This window comes from Deltaproteobacteria bacterium GWC2_65_14, from assembly GCA_001797615.1.
GTDB lineage: Bacteria > Desulfobacterota > Deferrimicrobia > Deferrimicrobiales > Deferrimicrobiaceae > GWC2-65-14.
This window is the reverse complement of record MGPV01000032.1, coordinates 31,837-48,198: the sequence shown is the minus strand read 5'-3', so window position 1 is coordinate 48,198 and position 16,362 is coordinate 31,837. Positions and strand designations below refer to the sequence as shown.

Sequence of the window (16,362 nt, the reverse complement as noted above, 5' to 3'; positions counted from 1 at the left end):
TCGTCGCCGACGAGCCGGTCTCCGCCCTCGACGTCTCCGTGCAGGCGCAGATCCTGAACCTGCTCCGGGACATCCAGGAGGAGTACGGGATCGCCTATCTCTTCGTCTCCCACGACCTGCGGGTGATCCGCCACGTGAGCGACACGGTCGCCGTGATGTACCTCGGGGTGCTGATGGAGGTCTCCCCGGCCGCCGACCTCTTCCGGGAGCCGCTCCACCCCTACTCGCGCAGCCTCCTCTCGGCGGTGCCGGTGCCGGGGGAAAAGCCCCGGGAGACGATCGTATTGAAGGGGGAGATCCCGAGTCCTGTCCATGTCCCCCCCGGCTGCCGGTTCCACACCCGCTGCTTCATGGCGCAGAAGGTGTGCGAGGAGATCGTTCCCCCGCTGCGGGAGGTGGCAAAGGGACGGCTCGCCGCCTGCCACTTCGTCTAGGGGGAGAAATTCCGGGAAAGGGTCCTACGCGAAGCTTCTGCCGTGAATCGGCTTGGCGAACCCGCTGCGGCAGTAGGGGCAGAACTTCCAGTCCTGGGAGACCGATTTCCCGCAGGACGGGCACCCCAGGGCCGCGGGATGCCCGCAGGAAGGGCAGCCGGTGAAGTCGGAGGCCAGGTAGGTTCCGCATTCCGTGCAGGCGGCGGCGGATTCCTCGTCGGTTCCCACCACCCGGTAGATCTCCTCGAGGGTGGTGATCCCTTCCCGGACCTTTTCGAGGGCGGCCTGCCCCAGCGTGCTCATCCCCCGGGCGACGGCGAGCCGCCGGACATCCTCCTCGGAAGCGTTCGCGGTCACCGTCTCCCGGATCTCCCGGCCGAAGGGGAGGATCTCGTAGATGCAGGTGCGCCCCCGGTACCCGGACCCGCCGCAGGAGGAGCATCCCTCCCCCCGGAAAAAGGTAAGGCCGTTCTTCCGCAGCCCCGGCCGCAGCAGCGCCAGCTCCTTCTCGGTGGGATTGTACTGGACGCGGCACTTCATGCAGATCATCCGCAGGAGCCGCTGCGCCACGATCCCCACCAGCGTGGAGGCGATCAGGTAGGAGGGGATCCCCAGGTTCCTCAGGCGGGTGATGGTGGCCGCGGAGTTGTTCGTGTGCATCGTCGAGAAGACGAGGTGGCCGGTGAGCGCCGCCTGCGTGGCGATCGTGGCCGTCTCGAGGTCCCGCATCTCCCCGACCATGATGACGTCGGGGTCCTGGCGGAGCATCGACCGCAGCGACGAGGCGAAGGAGAGCCCGATCTTGTCCTGGACCGACACCTGGTTGATCCCGGGGATCTCGTACTCGATCGGGTCCTCGATCGTTGTGATGTTCCTCTCCACGCTCCGGATCTTGTGGAGCACCGCGTAGAGGGTGGTCGTCTTCCCGGACCCGGTCGGACCCGTTACCAGCAGCACCCCCTGGGGGCGGCGGACCAGCTCCTCCATCTTCCGGAAATCGTGGGAGGAAAAGCCCAGTGATCCCAGGGGAATAGCCGCGTTCGCCGAGTCGAGGATCCGGATCACCACCTTTTCCCCGAAGGCCGCGGGCAGGGTGGAGACCCGCAGGTCGAGCCCCTTGCCCCCGACCCGCACTCCGATCCGCCCGTCCTGGGGGAGCCGCTTTTCGGCGATGTCCATCTTCGCCATGATCTTGATCCTCGAGATGACCGCCCCCTGGACCCACTTGGGAAGCTCGAGCGACTGCCGCAGCAGCCCGTCCACCCGGTTGCGGATCAGCAGGGTCGTCTTCAGCGGCTCCACGTGGATATCGGAGGCCCCCTGGTCCACCGCCTCGGCGACGATCAGGTTCACCATCCGGATGATCGGGGCGGCCTCGCTCTTCTTCCGGAGGTCGTCCGCATCCCGTCCGTCCGGCTCCTTCCGATCCTGGACGACCTCGACGAGCCGCTCCTCGGCGATGTCCTTGACGATCGTGTTCAGGGAGGAGCCGAGGTGGTAATGCTGGTCGATCGCCCACAGGATGTCCGAGCGGGTGGCGATGGAGGGCCGGATCGTGTATCCGGAGGCGAAGCGGACATCCTCGAACGCCTCGAAGCTCAGGGGGTCGGCCATCGCGATATGGAGGTCCCGATGGTCGATCGAGACCGGGATGATCAGGTGCTTCCGGGCGACCTTCTCGGGGATCACCTCGATGGCCTGGGGTTCGACCGGCATGTTCCGGAGATCGACCAGCGGCACGCCGAGCTGGAAGGAGAGGGCCTGGGCGATCTCCTCCTCCGTGGCCATCTCCAGCGAGACGATGACCTCTCCGAGTTTTCCGCGTTTGGTCCGTTGCTCCGAGAGCGCCCGGGTCAGCTGCTGCTCGGACAGCAGCCCCGTCTCCACGAGCAATTCTCCGATCCGTTTTCTCGCCGCCACCCCGACCCCCTGCACAAACTCCCGTCATTCTACCAGAATTCCCGTCCCCGGAGAGCGATAAAACCGCTTGGAACCAGAATCCGTCCCCGCACATCTAAACGGATAACGGGAGGAAAACCTTTAATGGCGAGACGAGACGACACAAGATGCCCCCGGTGCAACGGGGCGATGGTATACGAGCGGTTCCAGGACATGCTGGAGATGTTCTACGCGTGGCGTTGCCTGAACTGCGGCGAGATCGTGGATCCGGTCGTCGCCCGAAACCGGGGCGCGGCGGGGAAGCCGCAGCAGAAGAAGCGGGCCGTCGGGTAACCGTGCGGCGGCCGGCCCTGCGGCGGGGGGATCCGCAATTGACACCTTTCCGGGTCCTGTGCTACCGTGGCGAATACTTTTCAGGCGTCGGAGGCGAGGGGAAAGGTGCGGAAAAAGTACGCCTTCTCGTTCCGTTTCGGGGACGAAGGACGGGTCCACGGGTTCCGGATCGGACGGATCGGCCTGTGGACGGCCGCCGGAGCGATCTCCCTCCTGTTCATTCTGACCACGCAATCCCTCTATGAGTACCGGGAGAACGTTTCCAGAATCCGGGAGCTGCGCGCCCTGCGCAACCGGGTCACCCAGCAGGACCTGACGCTCTACAACCTGAACGAGAAATTCGAGAGCCTGGAGACCGAAGTGGAGAGGCTCCGGACGATCGACGCCCGGGTGAAGTCGCTCGCGAAGGTCACCGAGAAGCTCCTTCCCGGCGCCGGAAAGAAGGGGCGCGCGGCCGGGATGGGCGGGGCGGAAACCCCCGAGATCTCCGCGGCGAACCGGCTCGACCGGCTCCTCGATCTGCGGTGCGAGCAGCTCCGGGAGAGCGTGCTCGCGGACGTCCGGAACCTGGAAACGGTCTGCGAGAAGCTCGACCAGCGCCGGATCTTCCTCGAGAGCAGGCCCGCCCTCTGGCCGGTCCGCGGGATCCTGACCTCGGCCTTCGGCGTCCGGCTCTCCCCGTTCACCGAGACCCAGGTGTTTCACGAGGGGCTGGACATCGAGGCCCCGGCGGGCGCGCCGGTCCGGGCGGCCGCGGGCGGGAAGGTGCTGCGGAGCGGGTACGAGGCGCTCTACGGAAACATCCTGGTCGTCGACCACGGGAACGGATTCCGGACGGTATACGCGCACCTGGCGGAGCGCCTTGTCGCCACCGGGGATTCCGTGCAAAAGGGGGACCTGATCGGGAAGGTGGGCGACACCGGGAGGACGACCGGGCCCCACCTCCACTACGAGGTCCGAGTGAACGGCCTCCCTGTAAACCCGACCCGTTTTCTCAACTAGCAGGCCTTGGGGCGTGATCGCGGCGGACTCCCGGGGAGGCTTCCCCGCGAGGGCCCGTCCCGTTCCGTTTCCCCGGTCAAGGAAGGGATCTTCGGATGTTCGGAAACCTGATCCGGAAAGTCTTCGGCACCCATAACGAGCGGGTTCTGGACCGGATCCGCCCCGTCGTCGAGCGGATCAACGCCCTGGAGCCGGCGGTGGCGGCCCTCCCCGACGACCGCCTGGCGGCGCGTACGGCCGAGTTCCGGCAGCGGATCGAGCAGGGGGAGCCGCTGGACAGCCTGCTCCCCGAGGTGTTCGCCACCGTCCGGGAGGTCGGCAAACGGGTCCTCTCCATGCGCCACTTCGACGTCCAGCTCGTCGGCGGCGTGGTGCTCCATGAGGGAAAGATCGCCGAGATGCGCACCGGCGAGGGGAAGACCCTCGCCGCGACCCTTCCCGTCGTGCTGAACGCCCTCACGGGGCGCGGCGTGCACCTGATCACCGTGAACGACTACCTCGCCCGCCGGGACGCGGAGTGGATGGGGGCGATCTACAAGTTCCTCGGCCTCTCGGTCGGGGTGATCGTCCACGGGATGGACGACTCCGAGCGGCAGGCCGCCTACCGCTGCGACGTGACCTACGGGACGAACAACGAGTTCGGGTTCGACTACCTGCGGGACAACATGAAGTTTCGCCTGGAGGACATGGCCCAGCGGGAGCTGCACTACGCGATCGTGGACGAGGTCGACTCCATCCTGATCGACGAGGCGAGGACTCCCCTCATCATCTCCGGCCCCGCGGAGGAGTCCACCGACAAGTATGCCCGGATCAACTCGGTCATCGGGTACCTCAAGGCGGAGGCCGACTACAAGGTCGACGAGAAGGCCCGCAGCGTTCTCATGACCGAGGACTCCGGGATCCCCAAGATCGAGCGACTCCTCAGCGTCGACAACCTCTACGACCCGAAGAACATCGAGATCCTCCACCATGTGAACCAGGCGCTCAAGGCCCACGTTCTCTTCAAGCGGGACGTGGACTACATGGTCAAGGACGGCCAGGTCGTCATCGTCGACGAGTTCACGGGCCGCCTCATGCCCGGCCGGCGGTGGTCGGACGGCCTGCACCAGGCGGTGGAGGCGAAGGAGGGGGTCAAGATCGAGAACGAGAACCAGACCCTGGCCACGATCACCTTCCAGAACTACTTCCGGATCTTCGAGAAGCTGGCGGGGATGACCGGCACCGCCGACACGGAGGCGGTGGAGTTCAAGCAGATCTACAACCTCGACGTGGTGGTCATCCCCACGAACATGCCGATGGTCCGGAGCGACCTGGGGGACCAGATCTACCGGACGGAGCGGGAGAAGTTCCAGGCCGTCCTCGAGGAGGTGAAGGCCCTGCACGAGGAGGGGCGCCCGGTCCTGGTGGGCACGGTCTCCATCGAGAAGTCGGAGCGGCTCTCCGGGCTCCTCTCCCGGAACGGGATCCCACACAACGTGCTGAACGCCAAGCACCACGAGCGGGAGGCGCAGATCATCGCCGAGGCGGGGCAGCCCGGGAAGCTCACGATCGCCACGAACATGGCGGGACGCGGGGTCGACATCAAGCTCGGCGAGGGGGTGGTGGCGAAGGGGGGGCTCCACATCGTCGGGACCGAGCGGCACGAGTCCCGCCGGGTCGACAACCAGCTCCGGGGGCGCGCGGGCCGGCAGGGGGACCCGGGCTCCTCCCGATTCTACCTCTCCCTGGAGGACGACCTCCTCCGGATCTTCGGCTCCGACCGGATCGCCCCGATCATGGGGAAGCTGGGGATGGAGGAGGGGGAGCCGATCGAGCACGGGATGATCAACAAGGCGGTCGAGAACGCCCAGAAGAAGGTCGAGGCGCACAACTTCGACATCCGCAAGCATCTCCTCGAGTACGACGACGTGATGAACAGGCAGCGGACCGTCATCTACGAGATGCGGGGAGAAGTGTTCTCCGGGGAGAGCATGCGGGAGACCGTCTTCGAAATGGCCGGGGAGATCGGGGAGGCGCTGGCCGACCGGTTCGCGGAGGAGAAGGTCCACCCCGAGGAGTGGGACCTCGCGGGGTTCTCGGACGCGGTCTACTCCCAGTTCGGGTTCCGCCCGGAGTTCCCGGAGGAGGAGATTCCGAAGCTCTCCAGGGCGAAGATCGGGGATCGGATCGAGGAGGGGTACGGAGCCGCCTACCGGAAGAAGGAGGAGGAGTACGGCGAGGAGGCGATGCGCTACCTCGAGCGGATGTTCCTCCTCTCGACGATCGATGCCCTCTGGAAAGACCACCTTCTCTCCATGGACCACCTCAAGGAGGGGATCGGCCTCCGCGGCTACGCCCAGAAGGATCCGCTGAAGGAGTACCAGCGGGAGGGGTTCGAGATGTTCTCCGACCTGGCGGTCCGGATCAAGTCGGAGACGCTCCGGCGGCTCTTCCACGTCCGGGTGCAGCGGGAGGAGGACCCGGCGAGGCTGGCCGCGCATGCGCCGGCCGCCCCGCGGCGGGTGAACCTCTCCCGCGGGGAGATCTCGAAGGCGGGGGCGAAGACCCAGCAGCGCTCCTCCCGGAAGGTCGGGCGGAACGAGCCTTGCCCCTGCGGGTCCGGGAAGAAGTACAAGAAGTGCTGCGGGGCGGGGGGGTAGGCGCCGTGCGCCCCGTTCGGTCGATCCTCGTCCCCGGGTTCCGCGGCGGCGCCGCCGCCTGCGGGATCAAGAAGTCGGGGAAGCCCGACCTCGCCCTGGTCGTGAGCGATCTCCCCTGCACCTCCGACGTGGTGTTCACCCGGAACCGGATCACCGCGGCCCCCGTCGCGTGGGCGCGGCGTCCTCGTGAACAGCGGGAACGCGAACGCCTGCACCGGGGAGGAGGGGAGCCGCGCGGTCCGGGAGACCGCGGCGTCGGCGATCCGCTCCCTGGGGCTTCCGGCGGGCGCCCTCCTGGTCTCCTCGACCGGCGTCATCGGCGTTCCGCTCCCGGCCGGAAAGATCCTGTCGGCGCTCCCCCGGCTCTGCTCCTCCCTGTCCCCGGGGGGGATCGTGCGGGCCGGCGCGGCGATCCTGACGACCGACGCCTACCCCAAGCGGGGGGTCCGCAGGATCCGGGTCCGCGGGAGGACGATCACCCTCGGCGGGATCGCCAAGGGGGCCGGGATGATCGCCCCGAACATGGGGACGATGCTCGCCTACGTCTTCACCGACGCGGCCGTCCGGGCCGCGGACCTCCGGCGGGTTTTCCGCCGGGGCGTGGAGCGCAGCTTCAACCGGATCGTCGTGGACGGCGACACGAGCACGAACGACACGGCGGCGGTCTTCGCGAGCGGGGCCTGCGGGCTTTCCCCGCTCTCCGGAAGGGATCTGGAGTCCTTCGCCTCCGCCCTCGAATCGCTCCTGCTCGACCTGGCGCTCATGATCGTCCGGGACGGGGAAGGGGCCACCCGGGTGGTCCGGGCCGCGGTGACGGGGGCGCGCAGCGACCGGGAGGCCGACCGGGCCGTCCGGGCGGTCGCCACCTCTCCGCTGGTGAAGACGGCGGTGTTCGGGGGCGACATCAACTGGGGACGGGTGGTCGCCGCCGTCGGCCGGTCCGGGGCGAAGGTCGACCCGGACCGTGTGGAACTGTCGTTCGCGGGGGAGAAGGTCCTCCGGAAGGGGATGACGATCGACCGGGGCGCCGAGAGGCGCGCCGCCCGGAAGATCCGGAAGGAGGCCTACGGGATCGAGATCGATCTCGGCCTCGGGGCGGGGAGCGCCTTCGCCTACTTTTCCGACCTGACCCACGAATACATCCGGATCAACGCGGGCTACCGCACCTGAGCGCCCGTGGACGCCGACCCTCCACCCACCGAATCGCTGCGGGAGCATCCGCCGTGTTGGCGCGCCCCGTTGCGAGGGCGCCCGGTTCCGGCTTCGCCGCCTCGGAGGGGGGCTTCGCTCCGCCCGCCCTCCGCCCGCGGATCATTCCTTTTATCTCCGCTCATCCCCCCTCCTTCGGCTTGGCGAAGCCTTGTGGATCGCTCCGACCCGGGGGCGCCGGCGACTGCGGTACCCGCTGGCCGGGACCCGCAGCGATGGGGCTCACCGATCCCCCGCGAAGCCGGACCCCGGGTCCAGCGTCGAAGAGTTGCGACCGAGCAGGCTCCCTGGTTGCCGGCGCAGCATCCGCAGGAGGGGGGGGCGAGCGGAGATGGAAGTCTTTGCGGACTCATGGGGGAGATCAGGGGGTGGGGCAGGGTCCCCGTCGGGACGGCGGAGCAAGCCTCCCCCTCCGAGGATGCGGAGCCGCCACCGAGCGCTCCGGGACGCGCGGTCCGCTTTGCGCTTGAGGAATCCGGAGTGGTTGTGATATAAATACGCGGTTCAGGCAAGTATCTCCCACGGGCGGGACTTTCCCCGGGGTGCCCCGGATCGGCCGGGGTGGATGGGGAGGGGCGGAACGCCCGGAGGACCAACCCCGAAACGAGGAGGAAGGGAAACGATGGGAAACGGGCAAGGTTCGGTCATCACGATGAAGCAGCTGCTGGAGGCGGGGGTCCACTTCGGGCACCAGACGAAGCGGTGGAACCCGAAGATGAAGCGGTACATCTTCACCGCCCGCAACGGGATCTACATCATCGACCTCCAGCAGACGGTCCGGATGTTCCGGGCCTCGTACGACTTCGTGCGCGACCTGGCGGCGGAGGGAAAGACGGTCCTCTTCGTCGGGACCAAGAAGCAGGCCCAGGAGTCGGTGGAGGAGGAGGCCCGGCGCGCCGGGACCCCCTACGTGAACGTCCGCTGGCTCGGGGGGATGCTCACGAATTTCCAGACGATCCGCAAGAGCCTCGACCGTCTCCAGAAGCTGACGGAGATGGAGACGGACGGGACCGTCGAGAAGCTTCCGAAGAAGGAGGTCCTCAAGCTCTCCAAGGAGCGGGTCAAGATGGAGAAGGTGCTCGGCGGGATCCGGGATCTCCGGAAGGTGCCCGAGGCGCTCTTCATCGTGGACCCCTCGCGGGAGGAGATCGCGGTGCTCGAGGCGCGGCGGCTGGGGATCCCGATCGTGGCGATCGTCGACACGAACTGCGACCCGGACCTGATCGATCACGTCATCCCCGGAAACGACGACGCCATCCGGGCGATCAAGCTCTTCCTGTCCAAGATCGCCGACGCGATCCTCGAGGGGAAGGCGGCCTATGCCGAGAAGACGTCGTCCGTGGAGGACAAGGAGGCGGAGACCCCCGAGGTCACCATGGCGCTGATCTCTACCGAGGAGGAGCCGGCCGGGGAGCAGGCGGCGGCCGAGGAGAAGTAGCGTTCGGGCGGACCCCCGTCCGCCTCGCGGCGGAGGGTCCCATTCCAACAGGGGAACAGGGGATGCAGATCACATCGGACAGGGTACGCGAGCTCCGCGAGAAGACCGGCGCGGGGATGATGGATTGCAAGAAGGCGCTCACCGAATCCGGCGGGGAGATGGAAGGGGCGGTCGACATCCTCCGCAAGAAGGGGCTGTCGGCGGCCGCGAAGAAGGCCTCCCGGGTCGCGTCCGAGGGGGCCGTGGCGGCCCACGTCGGTGCGGATTCCGCGGCGCTGGTGGAGATCAACTGCGAGACCGACTTCGTGGCCAGGACCGACGAGTTCCAGGCTTTCGCCCGGGAGGTCGCCGCCTTCGTGCACCGGCGAAACCCCGCCGGCGTCGAGGAGGCGCTGGGCCTTCCGGCCGGGGGAGGGGGGACGCTGTCCGAGACGCTCACCGCCCGCGTGGCGAAGATCGGGGAGAAGATCTCGTTCCGCCGGTTCGCGCGCTTCGCGCTCCCCGCCGGGCAGAAGGGGGTCCTGGCCCTCTACATCCACGCGGGGGGGAAGATCGGGGTGCTGGTCGAGCTCCTGGGGGCGGGCCCGGAGACGCCCGGGGTGGCGGCTCTCGCGAAGGATCTCGCGATGCAGGTGGCCGCGGCCAACCCCACGTACGTGGCGCGGGAGGATGTCCCCGCCGAAACGATCCAAAGGGAGAAGGCGATCTACCGCGAGCAGGCGCTGGCCGCCGGGAAGCCCGAGAAGATCCTCGACAAGATCGCCGAGGGAAAGCTCGAGAAGTTCTACGGCGACTTCTGCCTCGTCGAGCAGGCCTTCATCAAGGATCCGGACCGGAAGGTCCGGGACCGGCTTCGGGAGACGGGGGCCGCGGCGGGCGGGGGACTGCGGGTCTCCCGGTTCGCCCGTTTCCACGTGGGAGAGGGGCTGGAGAAGCGGACGGACGATCTGGCGGCCGAGGTCGCCAGGCAGCTTGGGCGGGGGTGATTGTGGGCGGGGACACTCCTGGGGTTCTCGGCGGGAAAACAAGGAGTGTCCCCGGTGCGGGCAAACCGGTCTACCGGCGCATCCTGCTGAAGCTATCGGGGGAGGCCCTGATGGGGAAGCAGGGGTACGGGATCGACGGGAAGGTGCTCCAGGAGCTCGCGGGGGAGATCCGGGAGGTCGCCTCCCTCGGGGTGCAGGTCGCGCTCGTCGTCGGCGGCGGGAACATCTTCCGGGGGATCGGCACCAGCAAGGACTACGGAATCGACCGGGCGTCGGCCGACTACATGGGGATGCTGGCGACCGTCATCAACAGCCTCGCCCTCCAGGACATGCTGGAGCGGGAGGGGGTGATGACGCGGGTCCTCTCCGCCATCGAGATGCGGGCGATCGCCGAGCCCTACATCCGCCGTCGCGCCCTGCGCCACCTGGAGAAGGGGAGGGTCGTGATCTTCGCGGCGGGGACCGGGAACCCCTACTTCACGACGGATACCGCGGCGGCGCTGCGGGCCATGGAGATCAACGCGGACGCCATCCTGAAGGCCACGAAGGTCGACGGCGTGTACGACATGGACCCGCTGGTGCACAAGAAGGCGAAGAAATTCTCCGAGCTGTCCTACATCGAGGTCCTGCAGCGAAACCTCAAGGTGATGGACGCGACTGCGATCTCCCTCTGCATGGACAACCGCCTCCCGATCGTCGTCTTCAACCTGACGAAGCGGGGGAACGTCGTCCGGGCGGTCCGGGGGGAGAAAATCGGCACCGTCGTCCGGGGAGGTCCCTAGTGGAGGAACTGTTCAAGGACACGTCCGGGAAGATGTCCCGGAGCCTCGAGGCCTTCCGGAAGGAGCTGGGAAAGATCCGCACCGGCCGCGCCTCCTTCTCCCTGCTGGACGGGATCAAGGTGGACTACTACGGAACGCCGACGCCGCTCCAGCAGGTCGGCACCCTGTCGGTCCCGGAGAGCCGCCTGATCACGGTCGCCCCGTGGGACGCAAAGATGATCGGTCCGATCGAGAAGGCGATCCAGGCGAGCGGGCTGGGGCTGAACCCCTCGAACGACGGGAAGATCGTGCGGATCCCGATTCCCCCGCTGACCGAGGAGCGGAGGAAGGACCTGGTGAAGGTGGTCCGGAAAATGGCCGAGGATGCCCGGATCGCCGTCCGGAACATCCGCCGCGAGGGGATCGAGCGGATCAAGGAGAAGGAGAAGCAGAAGGAGATCTCCGAGGACATGATGAAGCGGTGGCAGGACAAGGTCCAGAAGGAGACGGACAGCTTCATCAAGAAGGTCGACGAGATCCTGAAGGCGAAGGAACAGGAGATCCTGGAGGTCTGACGGGACCGCCGGGACGCAACCCATCACCCACCCACCGGGAGGAGGACTTCGAACGTGGCGGTCACCATCAACGACGAATGTACGGCCTGCGGATCCTGCCTGGACACCTGCCCGACCGGAGCGATCGTCCAGAGCTAGGACATCCCCCGGCCCGATTCGACACTCCCCATGACCAGCGGTGAACCCCGCGCATCCGCCCTGCCGCGCCACGTGGCCGTCATCATGGACGGCAACGGGCGGTGGGCGAAGCTGCGGGGGCTCCCCCGCGTGGAAGGGCACAGAACGGGGATCCGGTCGGTGCGGGCCGTGGTGGAGTGCGCCCGGGAGCTCCGGATCCCCTTCCTGACCCTGTACGCCTTCTCCTCGGAGAACTGGGGGAGGCCCAGGGCCGAGGTGGCGATCCTGATGGAGCTGCTCGGGCAGTTCCTCACGAAGGAGCTCCCGGATCTCCGGAAGCACCAAATCCGCCTGTGCGCCATCGGGGAGATCCGGCTTCTCCCCGACGCGGTCCGCAAGACGCTGGAGAAGACGGTCTCCGCGACGGCGGAGCACCGGGAGATGACGCTCACCCTGGCCCTCTCCTACGCGGGACGCAACGAGGTGGTCCGCGCGGCGAGACGGCTTGCGGAGGAGGCCGTCGCGGGAAGGATCTCCCCCGAAGAGATCTCCGAGGAGCTCTTCGCCTCCCGGCTCGACACGGCCGGCATTCCCGACCCGGATCTCGTGATCCGCACCAGCGGCGAGCTCCGGATCAGCAACTTCCTGCTCTGGCAGTCGGCCTACGCCGAGTACGTGTTCGCCGACGCCCTGTGGCCGGACTTCGGGAAGGCGGAATTCCTCGCCGCGCTCGAGGAGTATTCCCGCCGGGACCGGCGCTTCGGACTGACCGGCGGCCAGACCGGCGGCGATTCCCCGGAAGGCGGGTAAGCCATGCTCGGGAAGAGGATCCTGACCGCCGCGGTGCTCGTCCCGATCCTGGCGGGCGCCGTCCTGTACGGACCCGGTTGGCCCTTCCTCCTGCTCACGGGGGCGGCGGTTCTGCTTTGTGCGGCGGAATATTCCCGGATGTTCTTCTCCTTTTCCCGGGAGCGCGCGATCGTCGTGGCGTCGGCCTTGCTCGTCTATGGCTCGGCCGCCTTCCTTCCCCCGGGACTCGCCGTTCCCTCCCTGTTGCTCTGCGCCGGACTGGCCGCCTTCTCCTTTCTCGGGGGAGAAGCGCCCCCCGGCGAAAAGGCGCGCGCGGCGGGGCTGGCCGCCCTCGGGGCGGTCTACCTCGGGGGGTTCCTCTCCTCCTACGTCTGGACGATCCGGCTTCCCGGCGGGAGGCACTGGATCCTCCTCGGTTTCGTGGCGGTCGCCTCCGGGGACACCGCCGCATACTTCACCGGGAAGGCGTTCGGGAAGCACCCCCTCTCCCCCCGCGTCTCGCCGAACAAGACGCTCGAGGGGGCCGCAGGAGGGCTTGCCGCCAGCGTCCTCCTCTCGACCGGGTACGCCGCGCTGTTCCTTCCCGGCGTTTCCTACGGGTACGCCGCCCTCGCCTCCGCGCTGGTGGGCGCTGCCGGGCAGGCGGGGGACCTCTTCGAGTCGCTGCTGAAGCGGGCGGCCGGGGTCAAGGACAGCGGGACGATGCTGCCCGGGCACGGGGGGGTCTTCGACCGGGCGGACGGATTGATCGCGGCGGGGCCGCTCCTCTACCTGCTCGCGGCCCTGTCGCCGTACGCGGGAGGTCCCGCGTGAGCGCGGTGAGGGGGGTGGCCATTCTCGGCTCCACCGGGTCGGTGGGGCGCAACGCCCTGGAGGTGATCTCCCGCTTCCCGCGCCGGTTCCGCGTGACCGCCCTGTGCGCCGGGAAGAACGGGAAAGAGCTCGGGGAGCAGGCTCGCAGGTTCCGTCCCCGGATCGTCTGCCTCTCCGAGGAGAGCGCCCTGCCGCGGCTCGGAAGCCTCCGGAGGGGAACCCGGGTGCTGTTCGGGGAGGAGGGGATGCGGGAGGCGGCCTGCTCGGAAGGGACCGACATCGTGCTCGCCGCCGCCTCGGGGGTCTCCTCGGTCCGGCCGGTCATCGCCGCGGCGTCGCAGGGGAAGAGGATCGCCCTGGCGAACAAGGAACTGCTGGTCATGGCCGGGAAGTTCCTCGTCCGGGCGGCGAAGGCCGGCGGGGGCGGGATCCTCCCGGTGGACAGCGAGCACTCCGCGGTCTTCCAGGCGATCGAGGGGCAGCGCCGGGAGGATGTCTCCCGGATCATCCTGACCGCGTCCGGGGGCCCCTTCCGGAACCGGACCCGCCGCCAGATGCGGGATGCCACGGTACGGGAGGCGCTCGGACACCCGACCTGGAGGATGGGGGCGAAGATCTCCGTAGACTCGGCGACGCTGATGAACAAGGGGCTCGAGGTGATCGAGGCGACCTGGCTCTTCGGGCTCCCCCCGTCCCGGATCGACGTGCTGATCCACCCCCAGTCGATCGTTCACGCGATGGTGGAGTTCCGGGACGGAAGCCTCATCGCCCAGATGGGGGTTCCCGACATGCGGATCCCGATCGGGTACGCCCTCTCCTACCCCGGGCGGCTTCCGCTGGAACTGCCGCGGCTTTCGCCGCATCGAATGGACGGCTGGTGTTTCGAGCCGCCCGACCGGAGGAATTTCCCCGCCCTGGCGCTGGCCTACGCGGCCGCGGAGGAGGGGGGAGCGGCCCCCGCGGTCCTGAACGCGGCGAACGAGACGGCGGTGGAGGCCTTTCTCGCGGGAAGGATCCGGTTCACCGACATCCCCCGGGTCGTGGAGATCCTCCTGGCGCGGCGCCGCCGGACGGGCGGGTCGCCCACCCTCCGGGAGATCCTGGACGCCGACCGGGAGGCCCGGGAGGAGGCCACGCGCCAAATATCCCGAATGAGGAGACCCCGCAAACCGTGATCTACTTTCTGTCGTTTCTCATCGTCCTGGGCATCCTGATCTTCGTCCACGAGTTCGGCCATTTCCTCGTCGCCAGGAAGCTCGGCGTGGGGGTCACGAAATTCTCCTTCGGGTTCGGTCCCCGGCTCGCCGGCATCCGGCGGGGGGAGACGGAGTACCTCGTGTCCGCCATCCCGCTGGGGGGATACGTGAAGCTGGTCGGGGAAAGCGACTCCGAGGAGATTTCACCGGAGGACCGGGAGCGCTCCTTCCACCACAAGCCGATCTGGGTGAAGATGGCCGTCGTGGCCGCCGGCCCCCTCGGGAACCTCCTCTTCGCCTACCTGGTCTTCTGGGCCGTCTTCCTCGGGGGCGTTCCCGCGCTGACCGCCAGGATCGGGGATGTTCTGCCGGACTCCCCGGCGGCGCGCGCGGGGCTTGCGAAGGGGGACCTGGTCGTCCGGGTCGGGGAGCGGTCCGTCGGAACCTGGGAGGAACTGGCCGCGGGGATCCGCGCCGCGGGTGCGGGGAAGGAGATCGACCTCACGGCGCGCCGGGACGACCGGGAGATCCGTGTGCGTGTGACCCCGGAGATCCGGGAGGGACAGAGCCTCTTCGGGGAGAAGGTCCAGGAGCCGAAGATCGGCGTGGTTGCCGGGCAGGAGATCATCCGGAGGGCGCTTTCCCCATTCTCCGCATTCTGGCGGGCGGGGGAGGAGACCTGGAAGCTGATCCACCTCACCGTGATGACCGTGGTCAAGCTGGTCCTGCGGACCATTCCCTCCGACACGCTCGGGGGGCCGATCCTGATCGCCCAGATCGCGGGAGACCAGGCCCGCCAGGGGGCGCTCCCCTTCCTCTACTTCCTGGGGCTTCTGAGCGTGAACCTCGGGATCCTGAACCTCTTCCCGATCCCGATCCTCGACGGCGGGCACCTGGTCTTCTTCTCGATCGAGGGGCTCCTCCGCAAGCCGCTCTCCCCGCAGGTCCGCGCCGCGGCGCAGCAGGTGGGGCTCGCTCTCATCCTGATGCTGACCGCCCTGGTCTTCTACAACGACATCGCGCGGCTGATCGCGGGGTGGGGGGCGGGGTGATCCTCGCCATCGAATCGGCGACGCCCAACGGAAGCGTCGCGCTGCTGTCGGGGGGGGACCTCCTCGGGGAGATCCTGCTTCCCCGAGGCCGGCAGCTCTCCGAGACCTGTCTTGCCGCCATCGACCGGCTTCTCCGGGAGTCCGGGCACGGCCCGGAAGGAGTGGGCCACGTGGCGGTGTCGTCGGGACCGGGATCGTTCACCGGCCTGCGGGTCGGCATGGCGGCCGCCAAGGGGTTCTGCTTCGGGTGGGAAAGGCCGATCGTTCCCGTGCCGACGCTCCACGCTCTGGCCATGCGCTTCCCGCTGGAGGGGACGACGGTCTGCCCGGTGCTGGATGCGCGCAGGAAAGAGGTCTACGCGGGATTCTTCCGGTGGGAAGGGGGGATCTGCCTCCGGACGGCCCCGGATACTGCGCTTCCCCCCGAGGAGCTTCCCGGACGGCTTCCCCCGGGACCGGTCCTCTTCTGCGGGGACGGAACGGTCCCGTACGGAGAAGGTTTGCGGGAAGCGCTCGGGGAGCGCGCCCTGTTCCCCCCCCCCGGGGAGGGTCTGCCCAGGGCCTCCGCCGTGGGCCGCCTGGCGCTCCTCCTTCTCGGGGAAGGGAAGGGGGCGCATCCCCGGGACGTCGTTCCCGCCTACCTGCGCCCTTCCGAGGCGGAGCGGAAGCGCCCTTGAATTGACAATTGATCGCCCTCTGTTAGACTGGGAAATCATTTCGAATCCGGAGGCGCCGATGGGGGGGAGCCAGAATGCCAAGATGGCTGCACTTGTCGAAAAAGATGCGGAATTCAAGGCCCTGGTCCAGGAGCACCGGATGCTGGACGAGAAGCTGAAGGAATTCGAGAAGAAGGTCTACCTGACTCCGGACGAGGAAGTCGAGCGGAAGCGGCTGCAGAAGCTCAAGCTGGCGAAGAAGGACAGGATCGCGCAGAAGCTTTCCGGACACTAAGGCCAACCGGGGAAGCCTCCCGACGGCGGACCTCGGCGCAATCCGGCCGTGGAAACGCCGCGTCGGGAAGATCCCGGCGGGCGCATCCCCCGGGGGACGAGAGGTCCCGGAGGGAGTCTTTTATTTTCGGGCGCCCAACAGAGAAGG

The 16,362-nt window shown here is 68.2% G+C and carries 14 protein-coding genes and 2 pseudogenes (1 of these 16 only partly in view); 15 read left to right on the top strand and 1 reads right to left on the bottom strand.

All coding sequences use genetic code 11. The features are described 5' to 3' along the window. Nucleotides 1–434 (top strand): annotated as a pseudogene (locus tag A2X88_10555) (peptide ABC transporter substrate-binding protein) (it extends 511 nt beyond the left edge of the window). A 24-nt stretch (nt 435–458) separates the two neighbouring features. On the opposite strand, the gene A2X88_10550 reads toward A2X88_10555, so the two are convergent. Further along, nucleotides 459–2,369 carry a hypothetical protein gene (locus tag A2X88_10550; protein ID OGP34356.1) on the bottom strand — a complete coding sequence of 637 codons (1,911 nt, stop codon included), beginning with the start codon at nt 2,367–2,369 and terminating at the stop codon, nt 459–461. Between the two features lie 108 nt (nt 2,370–2,477). On the opposite strand from A2X88_10550, the gene A2X88_10545 reads away from it, so the two are divergent. The 14 genes and pseudogenes from A2X88_10545 (at nt 2,478) to A2X88_10480 (ending at nt 16,215) form a co-directional block, all read left to right on the top strand. Further along, on the top strand, nt 2,478–2,666 hold the full coding sequence (locus tag A2X88_10545; protein ID OGP34355.1) for a hypothetical protein: 189 nt from the start codon (nt 2,478–2,480) through the stop codon (nt 2,664–2,666). A 66-nt stretch (nt 2,667–2,732) separates the two neighbouring features. Then, a complete protein-coding gene (locus A2X88_10540; GenBank protein ID OGP34354.1) occupies nt 2,733–3,668 on the top strand; it encodes a hypothetical protein in 936 nt (311 codons plus the stop codon). 95 nt (nt 3,669–3,763) lie between these two features. Beyond that, entirely contained in the window at nt 3,764–6,307 is a 2,544-nt protein-coding gene (gene secA / locus A2X88_10535) for a preprotein translocase subunit SecA (protein ID OGP34353.1), read from the top strand. A gap of 23 nt (nt 6,308–6,330) precedes the next feature. Further along, nucleotides 6,331–7,477: pseudogene (locus A2X88_10530) on the top strand (bifunctional ornithine acetyltransferase/N-acetylglutamate synthase). Between the two features lie 661 nt (nt 7,478–8,138). Next, the gene (locus tag A2X88_10525; protein ID OGP34352.1) at nt 8,139–8,954 is read left to right on the top strand and encodes a 30S ribosomal protein S2; all 816 of its coding nucleotides are present in this window, start codon (nt 8,139–8,141) and stop codon (nt 8,952–8,954) included. A 62-nt stretch (nt 8,955–9,016) separates the two neighbouring features. Further along, complete coding sequence (locus A2X88_10520) at nt 9,017–9,940, top strand: translation elongation factor Ts (GenBank protein ID OGP34351.1); 924 nt, start codon at nt 9,017–9,019, stop codon at nt 9,938–9,940. Between the two features lie 80 nt (nt 9,941–10,020). Further along, the gene (locus A2X88_10515; protein OGP34368.1) at nt 10,021–10,722 is read left to right on the top strand and encodes a UMP kinase; all 702 of its coding nucleotides are present in this window, start codon (nt 10,021–10,023) and stop codon (nt 10,720–10,722) included. A 32-nt stretch (nt 10,723–10,754) separates the two neighbouring features. Beyond that, entirely contained in the window at nt 10,755–11,276 is a 522-nt protein-coding gene (locus tag A2X88_10510; protein OGP34367.1) for a ribosome recycling factor, read from the top strand. A gap of 168 nt (nt 11,277–11,444) precedes the next feature. Continuing rightward, a complete protein-coding gene (locus A2X88_10505; protein OGP34350.1) occupies nt 11,445–12,203 on the top strand; it encodes a di-trans,poly-cis-decaprenylcistransferase in 759 nt (252 codons plus the stop codon). A gap of 3 nt (nt 12,204–12,206) precedes the next feature. Continuing rightward, the gene (locus A2X88_10500) at nt 12,207–13,016 is read left to right on the top strand and encodes a hypothetical protein (GenBank protein ID OGP34349.1); all 810 of its coding nucleotides are present in this window, start codon (nt 12,207–12,209) and stop codon (nt 13,014–13,016) included. A gap of 5 nt (nt 13,017–13,021) precedes the next feature. Continuing rightward, nucleotides 13,022–14,191, top strand: a complete 1,170-nt coding sequence (locus A2X88_10495) for a 1-deoxy-D-xylulose-5-phosphate reductoisomerase (GenBank protein ID OGP34366.1) — start codon at nt 13,022–13,024, stop codon at nt 14,189–14,191. Continuing rightward, entirely contained in the window at nt 14,188–15,264 is a 1,077-nt protein-coding gene (locus A2X88_10490) for an RIP metalloprotease RseP (protein OGP34348.1), read from the top strand. Before A2X88_10495 ends, A2X88_10490 begins: the two co-directional genes overlap by 4 nt. Next, nucleotides 15,261–15,941: a tRNA (adenosine(37)-N6)-threonylcarbamoyltransferase complex dimerization subunit type 1 TsaB gene (locus tag A2X88_10485; GenBank protein OGP34365.1), complete on the top strand. Its 681-nt coding sequence runs from the start codon at nt 15,261–15,263 to the stop codon at nt 15,939–15,941. The genes A2X88_10490 and A2X88_10485 overlap by 4 nt, the downstream gene beginning before the upstream one ends. A 58-nt stretch (nt 15,942–15,999) precedes the next feature. Beyond that, entirely contained in the window at nt 16,000–16,215 is a 216-nt protein-coding gene (locus tag A2X88_10480; GenBank protein OGP34347.1) for a hypothetical protein, read from the top strand. Nucleotides 16,216–16,362 lie beyond the last annotated feature (147 nt).